The sequence below is a fragment of the Nonomuraea sp. NPDC049725 genome, from assembly GCF_040674795.1.
GTDB lineage: Bacteria > Actinomycetota > Actinomycetes > Streptosporangiales > Streptosporangiaceae > Nonomuraea > Nonomuraea ceibae.
The window spans coordinates 112026-124849 of record NZ_JBFANJ010000012.1 but is presented as its reverse complement, the minus strand read 5'-3'; the positions used below and the strand labels follow the sequence as shown (position 1 = coordinate 124849).

Here is a 12824-nt window from a genome sequence, read left to right as displayed (position 1 = left end):
CTTACCTGTCTGACGTTTGAACTCGCGGTGCTTCCGCAAGCACCGCTACGTGCTTCTGGAAAGCGCCCGCAGACGCGTCTGGGCAGTGCTCCAGGACGTCCGCCACGGCGTGAAGCGAAATGATCACTATCAGCAGCACCGTGGTGGCCAGCACCGTGGAAGCCAGGCCATCCGCGCAGTTGTCCATCAACTCGGCCACGATGCGGATAGTCATGACCAAACGGGAGCGTTTGGCATCTTCGAGACCGAACACCATTGATCACTCCAATCCCTCATCGTTGGCCGCAGCAGCCGTTTCCCCTGACAGGGCCCCGTGTAGGGGGGGCTGCACGAATGAACGTACAGGGGGCCCTACACGTCCGTCAAGGGGGGGCTACACGTGTTGCGGTATAGCCCCCTCTGAACGGAGCGCGTACGCTGCCCCCATGGCGAAGGAAGACGTGAGCGAGGCGGTTCAGACCGCGCTTGCATCCCTCGAACACGCCTTCGATGCCGCGCTTGCAGTGATCAATGCAGAGCCTGACCCGAGTCAGGCGTATGCGGGTGCGACGGAACTGGTCGAGACGCTCAGGCGGCTTGTCGAGACCTCAGGCGATCAACGAGCCCTGTCCGCAGCCCGCATTTTTGAGCATGAGCAGATGTCGTTGGCCGGCCTGGCTGACCGCATCGGGGTATCGAAAGCTCGCGCAGCCCAACTGATGAAAACCGCCAAAGATGTCGGTGGGCGAAGCGGAAATTCAGCGGAGGGAAGCTAATAATGAGCAAGCCGACAGAGGTGATCGTTGAGGTCTGGCCCGTTTCGGCCGACGACGTTGGCCTATGGCTCATCAGCGGCATCGATGCCTGGCGCTCGGGTCCAGTACAGCAGGACAGCGATCCTCACAGCGCCGTAATCGGCCTCCTGGCGAAGAACGACGCGGAAGACGGCGTAAAGCTCCTCCACTCGACATCCTGGCGCGCAGATGGAACCGCCGTCATTCTCACTTACGTAGCCGTACTCGGATGCGGCGCTTTCGTACGCGATAAGTGGGAGCAGGCTGCCCCGATCAGTCCCGCCCTCCCCGATGCGGTCGGAAAGCCGATTCCCGTCGAGGCCACTGACGCACCGATCCCGAGGTATATCGACGTCCTCATGCATGGCTTGCGACATCTGCAATTCCTACTGCAAACAGACTCTGCCGCGCGTACGGCCTTGTGTGGGAGGTGGCCGGATCACCTAGCAGCCTTTCGCCCAGCGCTGGCCGGTATGTACGACCACGAGCACGGACAAGAGCCGATCACTCTTCCCGAAGGGCTGGAGGCGCGCTAGTCGGGGAGACCTATGCACGATGACATGGAAACGATCGGCGAGAACGGGGAGCGTTTCGTGCAGGAGCGGGAACAGACAAGAAGCGCCGAACTGGATCAGCTACATGTCCAGCAGCGCGCCATGGAGGCACTTCGGGACCTTCTTTCACGTACCAAGAATGAAGGCCTTCCAGTACTCACCTGGACTATCGCAAGCAGCCCATCAACATCAGCCCTCGTCGCGGTCTGTGACACAGGTGATGCAGGCGAACGCCGCAGAGGATTCGAAGAATGGTGCGACGCTCTCGGGGCTACCCGACTAGCCGACGAGGTTAGTGGCCAAGGGAGTACCAGGCTGCGGGCACGAGTGGTGGACACCTATCTTGACCTGTCCGTCGATCTTGTTGCTGACGTGTGAGCTCCGTCCAGGCAGGACAGCGTGCCGAAGGCTGCCAAGCCCTCGGACATGGCAGCTAGGACGCGGCCCTGCGACGGGCGGCCCTGATTAGCTGATCTGCGCGTGCCTTCGAGATGCCCAGCTTGTCCGCCAACCTTCTTCGCGAGAGATTCTCGGCGTCAGAAATCTTTGCAGCACACCTGGCCCGAGCCAGCGCAGCATCATCGGCGAGCTTTCGCATACAATCCGCTAAACAGGTGGCAATGTGGTACGCCGCATCGAGGTCAGCCATTCCCTGGAGGCTCGCGTTGATCTGCTCGTATGCATGCTTGATCGGTTCGAGGGCGGCAGAATCATTCGACGTACGAGAGATGTCTTCTCCAGGGGAGTTCATTCGGCAGCCTCGCTCGTCGTATCCTTAACTCTCCCTCTTTTCTGCGCGCCAACCTTCCGAACCATCGGCAGATGCGTTTTGCGGTGTTCTTCCAGCAGGTGATCCCATTTTTGGCGTGCGAACCTATATTGTCCTCTGGCTGTTTCTAGAAGGCCGTCGGCGGTACGCTGGAGCACGAAGAAGAGTCCGCCCTGAGACGCCCATTCGTATATGCCGCAGCAGGATGTCTCACGGATTCGGACTGTGCCCGCCGGCACGAATGGTATCCAGGTTGTCTCAGCACTATGTGACATCTTTGGCACTCCGTACTGACTCAGTATCTCGTGATGTTGCTCATGTGCCAGCACTAGAATGTCCCAGACGGGGCGAGCCTCTTCCCATGCGCCTCTTGCTGCCATTTCCGGGCCGTCTTTCGTTTTCCGCAGGACGACGTATGTGTCATTATCGATTGCCCATACATACGTATTGCAGCACGCAATGACTTCGATGATGGACGGCTCCTCTGAAGAGTTGAAAGGCTCCCATGAGATGCCTGCCGCATGTTTGATCGCCGCGAACCTGGCCGCCCTACCCTTCCTGCCCATTGGCCGACTCCAATCAGAAAAAGCCGACGGTTGCACGGCGGTTCCTGCGCCAAATGCACAGAATGGCCAGCGAGATCACAGAGTCCGCCGTCAATTCGGAAGCGCTACAACGGGAGCCCTCAAACGCAGTCACCTTTGGCATTGGTCTCGCATGCCACAGGCCCGAGGTGTCGCGCCAGACATAGAAGCGCCGGAAGGCCGCACGCAAGCTCGGGTCAAGCAACTGACCCGAGCGCGCGTCTTCGGCCGGGCGGTGTCGCGGCAGGTTAGGGCCCTCTCGATCTCCATGGCGAGTCACGCAAGAAGCATACCTCTATAGGTATAGCCCCCTCTAGTACTTGTACACACTCCTACATCTACGGGTAGCGCACTGATAGTGCAGGTAGGCGCTTGCTTAGTGTTCGAGCGTGCTCGACCGTGAGGGGCCTGTACTCCTATATGTGCAGATTGCAGACCAGATCAGGCAGCGCGTCGCTTCCGGCGATCTCGCGCCCGGATCTGCCGTGCCCTCCGAGGTAGAGATGGTGAGGACCTACGGTGTGACACGACAGACGGTCCGTCGAGCGATCCAGCTCCTCAAGGAGGAGGGCGCCGTCTACACCGAGCAAGGACGTGGCACCTTCGTCGGGCCGAGGAGCGCACCCCAGAGTCCTCGCAAGGTCCCGGTCTATCAGCAGATCGCCAACGAGATCATCGAGGAGATCAAGGCAGGGGTCTACGCCCCGAACCGCCTCATCCCCAGCGAGAAGACGCTCGGGCAGCGATTCGACAGAGCACCAGGGACGATCAGGCAGGCGATCGCCTACATGCGTGAGCTTGGTTGGGTCTTCACCGTGCCGCAGAAGGGCACGTACGTCTCCAAGCGCGAGGACTGGCCCGAGAGATAGGCCAGGGCTGCCAACGCCCGCACGACGCCGGCCGTCCTCAGCTCAGAAGAGCTGGCACAGCTCGCGGTGCGCTGCCGAATTGTTCTCTTAGGTATCAAGCGGCGGCGCGGCGCGCCGCCGTACCCCCGGCCCTCCGCCCGCCCGCCGTCCGGGCGTGCGGCCTGGGGGCCGGTCCCGAACGGCGGCGGGACACCGGGCCGGCCACCGCACGCATGCCCCGCCGTACCAAGCGAACGCACCGGCCGGGGTTGCCACGCCGCCACACAGATGCAGCACTCACGATCGCCCCTGTGTGGCCGGTCGCCGCACGTGCTGGGGGCGATCGACGATCCAGGGTTCGTTCCTCACCCTGGCTCACCGACAAACGTGGCGCTCGCCAAGAAACGTGGTGAAGCGAGGTGGTCAGCAATGCAGACAAGCCTGAACTGCACATCCATCCTTGCATGACCACTCCAAGTTAGGTCCGAACAGAGTTCGCACTGACCCTTATGAGACTGTGCTCATTCCTGAGCAAACCAGCTATCTCGCTCTGCGATCTTCAATACTCCTTGGGCGCGAGGCATACGTCTTGAAAGTTGACGATAGGCTCTGCCTACCCATTCATCGGGCATGTCCCACACCCTGTCGGAGACAGCTTCAGCCCACTCGCGATCCTTCTTCTCCGCGGCACTAAAGAACAACCCCAACACTCGATACGGTGAGGTAATTACACCTGTCGCGTGACACCTAGCAACAAGGTCGATCTCGTCCGCGAGCATTAAGCCATCATCTTCAGATGAAGAATTCATTGCAAAACGAAGGCAGGCAAGCGCAACGGGAGGTATGGAGACGCTAGGGAGCAATCTAGCTAGCGCAATCTTTTTTTGTGCTTTGGGAAGCCTGCCTAGAAGTAGCGCAGTCGTAGCGTCGCTAAGATCTTCTAGCGCCACATTCGCTATTTCCAAGCGCGCATTGGACGAATATTCCTCAGTCCTGCTGGCAGCCATGAAGACAGCATCACGCATGGACAGCGGTAGCGCCATCAGGTTCTCATCCAACTCCTTGACAAGTCCAGCAACGACCTCAGGACTTGCCCATGCCCACAAGGAGAGAATCCAAAGGCATCTATCGATGTCATCTGCGATACCAAGCAGCTGCTGCTTCCACCATGACAGCTTCTTGCCGCGCCTCCTGGCATTCCTGACTCGGCTAGCTATCGGGTGTTTGTCAGATAGGAGCTGATCAGCTCCCTGACCACGTTCTGTGGTCGATCTGATAGAGGCGGCCATGACCGCTAGCTCTACTTCTAGGAGCGTTTTCCCAAACGCGGACCGCAATATGCGGTTTACTTCATTCCATGTGTGCAGACTTCTATTAATAGGGTAGGGGGGAGACTTAAGCACTTCAATGATGCTGTAGACGACTTCGGCAAAAGGTACGCTCTGCAACTCTTCCGGTTTCTTGTTCCAGTGTTCGAAAGTGCCCACATACCGGAAGATGTTACCCTGCTTGATGCCGAATATTAGCCAGTAAGTAGGATGCAGGTAGAACGGTATGGCACTGAGATACCCCTCATACGCAGGCGCTCCGAAGCTCGAGGAACCTGTGTTTAGGCTACTCCTAATGGCCATGAATACCACGTTCTTAGGAAGCGTATCTACGAGACCGCCACTGGTCAGGAATGCTTCGAGTCGTTCTTCTAGACCTTCCGAGGATCCCACATTCAGAACTGCGAGTGATTCTGCCGGCGATAGGTCACCGAGAACTCCAAGGGCACCGCCTACCTGAATCCACTCTACTCTCCGGGCACCAACATAGTTATCTAGCTCAGACTTCCAGAGCGCAATAAGTTGATGCCCATAATCCTGAATAGAGAGAAGGCGGCACAGTGCGTATCGGCGTTCGGTCAGTGACTCCGACAAAATCAAAGGCCACACCACTTCAAGCAGTTCATGCATGCCCGCATTTTCGGAAAGACGGTAACTTACTGCTCCGCTCTGCAGAGTTTCGCCCATGACAGCTGCAGCCCAGCGGAGACCCCTTCGATCAAATATGCCTTCCACAAGTCTTTTAGTAGCCCGCGGCGATTGCGCGAAAACCCAGTCCTGGAGAAGGGCAACTGCGAGGTTCCGCGGGTAAAGAGAGTGCTTGAACCGATCAGATTTGATCAGATCGCAGATGCGTTCAGCTAGATCAAGCAGCTCACCTTTGCTGAAACAGCCAGCGAAGAAGCGAGTGACATTAAGCCAGTACGGATTTGGGGCCAGAGCCTCAAAGCGATCCGGCTTCGTGCCACTTTTCTCGCGCCCTTGAGGAGAATAAGGAGCCGTATTGTACAAGTAGCGTGCCGCAAAGTATTCCCGCAATGGTTGTACTTCAAATTCGTATGTTCCTTCAACGCGTGACACTAAAGCAACGATACGTTCAAGGACGCCGGTAAGTAGCTCATTGACAATAGCGGTAGGCTGCTTCTCGCTTTTTAGATAACGAAGCAGAACCTCTTGAAGATGGTCGGTCGAAATCCTTCCTGTATTCTTGCTTCCTTCTGCCTGAGCGTGCAAGTAGAAGCCTAGGTACAGGTGTATGTCCAACAATATATCGCGATTGTTTCGAACGAACTGGTTCTTTTCTGATTCGCGGCTAAAGAAGACGTCAATGTAGGTGTCGTATAGCTCCGTACGCTTATCTGGAAGACTTGAGCCACGGAGATATATAAGACTAAGAAGGATCGACAGCTGCATCGTATTTTTGGCAAGTTCGGCCATGTGAGGTGCAGCCAGCTTCTGGCGGAGTGTTATTCGCAATGCGCGCGTGTCTTTTGCGTCGAGATGCCTTACTAGCGCCCACTTTTCAGCATACTTCAGTGCGATATCATCACCGATCGGTGCCAGCGTATACTGGCTAAACTTGTCCTGAGGCAGTGTGGGTGAGCCTGCAATCGCAGTAGGCCTACTTGTAACAAGGACCCGCAGCATATGCGCCTGCTGTTCAAGACGAAGGACGGCTGAATGAACCTCGTCCACTACGTGCCGGCGATCGTCGAGGTCCGCGACTTCGTCTAGAGCATCCAAGATCAACAAAACAGGTGAGGACTTAATCACCTTAAGCAGGTCGCCTACATCGAATGGTACTCCACCTGAGAACGTCTCAACATGTGCCGCGAGTGCTCCCTCTAGTGTTCGAGGTTTTTCGTGTGTAACGTCTCCACCCGTTGCAGTCCATGGATCTATTCCTCTCAGCCAAGCTGCTAGATCTCGTAGCTCGAGTTTGAAAGGCAGCATGATAGGACTAGAGGTATGAGATGCAGGAACCGATCGAAGACTAGCGCCTCGATCGAGAAGGCGAGCCCGTTGTATCTGAGCCAAGTACTGCGAGAGGGTTGATTTTCCCTGCCCCGGAGCGCCTTCCAGAACGACCCGGGGGGTTTTAGTCATAAACTCGTTATCCAACAGCAGATCGCCGGCGCCCACGCTAAGCGTATAGGTAGACGATCCGACTCTAACTCTAGCGTCAGAGTGTTGAAATGCGCGCCCCAAAACGTGGACCGGATTCCCGGCGTGGTCTAGCTGGAGTTGTGCAATCTTTGTGTCAAGTATGCGTTGTACGGCCTCGAAATATTCTGATGAAAAATCGATGCTCTTTCGGCGCATGAGGGCTGGCTGCATCGGGACATCGATATAAAGATCAAACAATGGCGTCGGCAGCAGCTCTGCTTGCTTGAATCTAATCTTGGCATCTTCATCGAACTGGTCAGCAAAGTATGCACTTAATGCACTCTGGCGACGCTCGCGATCTTCGCCTACCCCAGTCGCTTCCCAGATGAGACGAAGCAGATCCACGCCATCAAGAAGCGTAGGATACCGTAGCTTTAGGGAGTAATTGTTATCCAGGCGCCTATCTAAATCTTCTCTCCACCAGCATTGTGCCGGTATGGAAATTGTGGCATTAAGATGATCCTGTACTCTATCTATACGGCCAGTGTCCAGATGTGAAGTAGATCTCACATTCGTTATGAGAATGTACTTTGTCGCTCCACGTTCAACTAGGCGCTCAATTTTTCCCCGCTCCCCGTCAATGGCATCCGTCACCCATTTAACGGGGTCTTTCAGCTCTTCGGGATGTCTTGAGAACTTAATCTGAAATACTACTGCATTTACGCCTAGACGATCAGAAGCGGTCGCGTCACGCCCTCCGTCAGGCATTCCTACAGGAAAACATTGGACGCCCTCATATTCTTGGACGAGGAGGCTTTGACATAGCATCTGGAATCTCTCGTCCAGTAGCTTCTCGTATCTGTAGTCCAAGAGGGGTCCTTGAGTTCATTCGTCCGGCTGCGCCTTCAATGTAGAGCTGATGACCATGTGACGCAAGATGTCCACGCAGCCGCTCTGTGTTGTTTAGACATGCCCTAAATGCGCTTTTTGGTATATCTGGGCACGGCCCGCCTGCCTGCGTGCGTGCCCGTACAGTCGGCTATCAGTGGTGAGTCGCGGTGACTCACGGAGAATCGACCGCCGTACGTACAGGTCCGCGTTCCCCCGGTTCAGCTGAGGTGATCAGGAAAGCTTCCCACGCTGATGGTGCCTTGGCCGTACAGCCACGAGTACAGCCAAGTGGGCGAACGACGCCGGATCCCAGCGGACGGTCACGGACATCACATCTCCAGGCCAGCGCCCCGCACCTTGATGAAGGCGTCTGCTTTTAATCCGCAGGTTGCGGGGGTGATCGTGGCTGGCTCTGCCTCGCGGGATATACGCGGGATGATCTTCCCTGGTGCGGGAGAGGTGAGAGCCGTAGCCGGAGGTCAGATGCCTGATGCAGTCAGGAACGTCGGCCCGCTGTAAAGCCGTGACCAGTTGGGCTGCTGCCAGCTTCCGCGCCGACCCAAGATCGCTTAAGGGTTGCAGTTTGTGTTGCAGTTCCGCGCCGTACCATCCTGTCCCAGGATGAGCGTCCAGTAGTGGTGTCGGTCCAGGTTGAACGCCCTGGGACGGTCGTCCTCCGAGCTGCTAATGCGGTTTGGTCCAGGCTTTGAGGCCGCAGTAGAGGTTCTGGACTCCCGATCGCCCGGTTGGGGCTGGCCGCCGTACGGGGTTGGGGGCGATCGACGGTCCAGGGGTTTCGTTCCTCAGCCCCGGCCCACTGGGTATCCAGGCACAGGTCTGACGAGAACTCTCTGACCATGTACAGCGGCAGCATGATCCGGAACATGCGCGGAACGCTCCCCGTCTCCCAGGAGGAACCAGCGACATCGTCGCAGGTCGGCGTGCTGCCTGATGAAAAGCATCGCTCCACTTCTAATCCGACGGTCGCAGGTTCGAATCCTGCAGGGCGCGCTTGGGATGATCAGGGAAACCCTCGACTGACCTGCGCTTACAGCAGCGATGCGGGGATGATGTGTGTCCGGCTGTCTACGGCTGACGCTGATCGTTTGCGGCCATCCCTGCCCAATGCTTGCCCCCGTTCATCCGCCTCCGAGCGCACGACCACCCCACGCTTCCGGCGCCACAAGCCCCACTTTGAGACCCCCAACACGACGGCTTCGCCTCCCAGAGAGACAGGCCGCGGATGTCACGCTCAGGCGTCAGCGGGCTCAACCCGACGAATGGAGGGCTTTCCCTCCTCCCGCCGGCGATGCCGTCTACGCCAACCTGCGATCGCAGGATGTGACGATCACCTCGTCCGTGGGTCAGTGATTCTCATCTTCGCATTCCGGGAGCGGCCCGAGATCGTCGGGGACAGTACGAAAATCCTGGAGGATCTGGTCGGCAACGTCGGGGCGTCCAGCGCTCGCGATGTACGTGGCGAACCGGTGGGCGAGCTGGTCGCGGACACTCTCCTCCAGATCGAGGCCGTCTATGACCTCTTTGAAATGGTCGAGGAGCGTCATCGCGGGTGCCGCATGGGAACCGTTGTGCAGTGCCGCGAAGGATGCCTCCGGTTGAGCAGGAGGGGGGAATGGGATCATGTGGAGGAAAGTCGAGGTGACATCCTCGTTGTTGGCTGCTGCGGAGAGCTGAGCGAGCGGTCCGATCAGGTTGACCGCACTGTCCACCTGTTCCTCGTGTCTGGCCAGCCACCACACCACCGCGCTGCCGGGAGTCTTGAGCACGTCCGCGCCTAGGTATTCACGCTTGTTCTTCTCCTGTCTCCGTTCCTGCTCCCAGATCACTTCCTCTTTGCGCATGTCGGACAGCCGAGCCAACCGGCTCGCGTCTGCCTCCGACACGGAGAGGGTGACATCGCTTGCTCCCGTTTCCACGGTCCCCGCCGGGTCCATGAATGGCTGACCCAGCAGGCGGGTGAGCTGATGCTGCACCAGGACGAACCTTTCTGGCGGTTCTTGCTTGGCGACCCACCGCGCCTTCGTCAGCACGGCATCCACTGCGAGGCCCGGCAGGCTCTCCCCGATGAGGCCGGTGGCAGGTCCTGCGGGTCGCCACCAGACCGTGGCCGACAGATGAAAGTCGTAGTCGGGCACCGAGCTGGGCAATGGGATCGAGGTGATTGCCCGCTTCTCGTATGGGACCTCGGCCGGGGCCGAGTCATGTTCCGGTTTCCCAGTGAGGCGGTTGGCTATGGTCGGGGAACTGCGCAAGGCCAAGAAGGCAGCCAGCAGTAGGAGAAGGCCGACTACCACCCATAGCCACTGAGGTCCGTCGAAGACCAGGCACAAAACAGCGATCAGCCCGTCGGCCACCAGGAGCATCGCTATCGTCCGTATCTTGGGGCTGATGTTCACGAAGCCCTCCTAGCGAGGCCTTGGGCAGAGTCGATCTTCTGGCAGAGTCGCCTGGGGGCCGTGGACCAGTGCACGTCCACCATGTAGAGGCGACCAAGCACCACGGTGTCGTCGTTTCCTGCGGTGACGAGCACGTCCAGCAGACGCTCATCGTTCGCCGCGAGCCAGTCGTGCGCCTGTGTCAGCCAGCGCTCGCGGGGAAGGTTGGTGACTACCTTGTGCCATCCCCGTGCCAGCGCCTGAATGACCCCGCTGTTTGCCAGCAGCGTCCCCCCGTCACGAAGCAGCAGCTTCGTGTCTACCAGTTGCAGGAACAGGCTGAAGTCGGCTGGTCGCTGCCTTGTCTCGAAGGCCACGGCTATTCGGTCTAGTAGAAGCCGGAACAGCCGGATGTCCTTAACAACCAGCCGGCGTAACGCCTCCTGCGCGGAGGCAGCAGTCTCTGGGGCCGACTGCCGCGCGAGGTGATGGAGTCTGACCAGTGCTCGGTCCGGGTGGGTGCGCGCCAGGACTTCGGAGCAGATGCCGACCAGGAGCGTTCCCAGTTGAAGGGAGAGCTGAGGATCCTTGGACCAGTCGTAGATTCTTTGGCGGAACACGCTGCCGAAGCTTTCGTGGGTGAGCCCCAACTCCAGTGCCTTGGCGGCGTCTGGTAGGAGCTTCCCCGCAGTTCCATGGTTTGCCCACCGCTCGGCGAGCCATGCAAGGTCTAGTGGGCGGCCAATCCGCAAGCATTGCTCCGCGAAGCGAATGACAAGTTGCTCGTGATCTGCGCTACCTAGCTTAACGAGTTCGTCGATCCATGTACGGAAAGCCGCTCTGAGGCCTGGATAGTAAGTCCAGAAGTAGGCGCGGACAGCCATGTCGTAGGCCAATTGCTCGAATCTGACGTGGCCGCTCTCCTCAATCAGCACCGGGAATGCGGTGAAGCGCTCGGCAAGGCTCCGCTGTTGGAGCAGTGGGCGGATTTCCGGCGGATGGTCAATGATTTTCAATAGCCTGTTAGCTGCGTCGTCCAATGTATCCACTCGGGCGCCGTTCAACATCGCTGTAGCCAGAAGGAGAGCCCTTTGGCGCCCTTTCCGAATGCCCCGCACATCATTGACGACTTGTTTGCTCCGATCAGTTATCGCAGCGATGGCCTCCTTGGTCCAACTGCTAAGGTCACCCGCATAGCTCTCGCTGGCGATACGAATGAGTCGAGCGAGTTCGAAGACATCACGCATTGGCGCTGATGTCAAAAGCTCTGCTATCCTTGGCCTGACGGAATCCGCTTCGGTGAGGTCGAGCCCGTCTTCCCTCAAATGTGCCCACAGCGCCGCAAGCCGATTTGGCGGACCGATCGGAACCACCAGATGGAGCAATTCCGGCTGAAGATAAAATTCTAGGCCTTGCGGCATGACTACGACCAGATATGCCTGTCTTTCCGCGATAGTGGCGCAGTAGTAGGATAGCTTTCCCTGGATCGACTGATGTGAGGAACTCTCGATCCGCGATAGGTCGAGTAGAAGCTGGTCGCCTGGCTGGATAAAGTCGTTGAACTGGTCGCCCAAATCGTCCTTGTCAGTGGGGGCCATTTCGACGAACTGGCCGGGGAGGCTCCCGGCCCAATGTAGCAACATCATCGCGGCGCTGCGCTTCCCCGCTCCGGGTGGGCCGGTCAGCAGTACGATCTTGGAAGCGCTTAATCGGTTGCTGGCTGTTGCGAAGTTTTCTGATCTAATGAAGCGGGGACTGAGCCAGTGAAGGTGATCGGCTATAGCCTTTCGAGGATTCCGCTCCACCCGCCTTGAGTCAGGATCATAGGTGAACGTGGTGTTGTACTGTGGGCCATCGCCTGTATGGAACGGCGCCGACGATCCCTTGATAAGCGTCCGGAAGTGATCCTCAACCATCATCGCCCGATATGGTGCGGGTCGTCGGGGTGGAATGTGTTGTACTGGCTGCCGCTGCCTGTGTGGAACGGGGCATGGGAATCATTTACCACCGTGCCAACATTGCCCATAATCCGGCCATGCTCTGTGTGAGGCTGGAGGGATTCGGTCGATTGAGAAATCTCCGACAGGCTAGGGATATATTTCATCAGTATGTCACCGAGGCGCGTGAGATCTGCGGAGGCGTATCGGTGGTTGAACCTCTCGTATTGGCACTCCGCGAGTGCTTCGAGCTCAGTGGGTAGCTCTCCCTTCTTGGGCAATTTGGCGGCGCCGACGAGAACGGGAATAAGCCGAACTCCGTAGGTGAACGCCTCGATGATCTCCTTCCTGGTCCAGTCGTCCTCATTGAATAGAGGGCTTCTGCCGTTCTCCGCACGGGCTGTGAGCCAACGGGGACCGATTACAGCCAGCAGTACTGTGCTACGGCGAACTGCGGTGATCAGCGCTTCCGGATAACGCTGACCCGATTCGATGGACTGACTGGCGCGGAAGATCTGTTCTCTTCCGAACCTAGCTGCGAGCGTTGCGTCGATGTGCGTGGCGGCGCTCTCCTCGTCTCCGGTCCGATAATTGATGAAAACGGCAGCAGGCATGACGGTTCCCCATTCGACGTGGGT

General features: G+C 58.2%; 9 protein-coding genes and 1 tRNA gene. 5 read left to right on the top strand and 5 right to left on the bottom strand.

Translation table 11 applies throughout. The features are described from left to right. Position 1: 1 nt before the first annotated feature. Positions 2–256, bottom strand: coding sequence for a hypothetical protein (locus AB0J53_RS29570; RefSeq protein ID WP_364178517.1), 255 nt, complete (start codon positions 254–256; stop codon positions 2–4). Positions 257–425: 169 nt separating this feature from the next. Between AB0J53_RS29570 and AB0J53_RS29565 the strand changes: the two genes are divergently transcribed. The 4 genes from AB0J53_RS29565 to AB0J53_RS29550 all read left to right on the top strand — a co-directional run bounded on the left by AB0J53_RS29565 (position 426) and on the right by AB0J53_RS29550 (position 3549). Then, positions 426–755: a hypothetical protein gene (locus AB0J53_RS29565; protein WP_357590055.1), complete on the top strand. Its 330-nt coding sequence runs from the start codon at positions 426–428 to the stop codon at positions 753–755. Positions 756–757: 2 nt separating this feature from the next. After that, positions 758–1309 (top strand): hypothetical protein, encoded by a 552-nt coding sequence (locus tag AB0J53_RS29560; protein ID WP_364178514.1) that lies wholly within the window; start codon positions 758–760, stop codon positions 1307–1309. A 24-nt stretch (positions 1310–1333) separates the two neighbouring features. After that, positions 1334–1705, top strand: coding sequence for a hypothetical protein (locus AB0J53_RS29555; protein WP_364178511.1), 372 nt, complete (start codon positions 1334–1336; stop codon positions 1703–1705). A gap of 1364 nt (positions 1706–3069) precedes the next feature. Further along, entirely contained in the window at positions 3070–3549 is a 480-nt protein-coding gene (locus tag AB0J53_RS29550; RefSeq protein ID WP_357590048.1) for a GntR family transcriptional regulator, read from the top strand. 500 nt (positions 3550–4049) lie between these two features. Here AB0J53_RS29550 and AB0J53_RS29545 read toward each other — a convergent pair whose 3' ends face one another. Next, entirely contained in the window at positions 4050–7832 is a 3783-nt protein-coding gene (locus AB0J53_RS29545; protein ID WP_364178506.1) for a hypothetical protein, read from the bottom strand. 960 nt (positions 7833–8792) lie between these two features. Here AB0J53_RS29545 and AB0J53_RS29540 point away from each other — a divergent pair. Continuing rightward, positions 8793–8864: transfer RNA gene (locus tag AB0J53_RS29540), tRNA-Arg, on the top strand. 353 nt (positions 8865–9217) lie between these two features. Here AB0J53_RS29540 and AB0J53_RS29535 read toward each other — a convergent pair. The 3 genes from AB0J53_RS29535 to AB0J53_RS29525 are packed head-to-tail and all read right to left on the bottom strand — an operon-like array spanning position 9218 to position 12800. Further along, complete coding sequence (locus AB0J53_RS29535; RefSeq protein WP_364178503.1) at positions 9218–10270, bottom strand: hypothetical protein; 1053 nt, start codon at positions 10268–10270, stop codon at positions 9218–9220. Beyond that, positions 10267–12168 (bottom strand): hypothetical protein, encoded by a 1902-nt coding sequence (locus AB0J53_RS29530; protein WP_364178500.1) that lies wholly within the window; start codon positions 12166–12168, stop codon positions 10267–10269. Before AB0J53_RS29530 ends, AB0J53_RS29535 begins: the two co-directional genes overlap by 4 nt. Beyond that, positions 12165–12800: a toll/interleukin-1 receptor domain-containing protein gene (locus tag AB0J53_RS29525; protein ID WP_364178497.1), complete on the bottom strand. Its 636-nt coding sequence runs from the start codon at positions 12798–12800 to the stop codon at positions 12165–12167. Before AB0J53_RS29525 ends, AB0J53_RS29530 begins: the two co-directional genes overlap by 4 nt. Between the last annotated feature and the right edge of the window lie 24 nt (positions 12801–12824).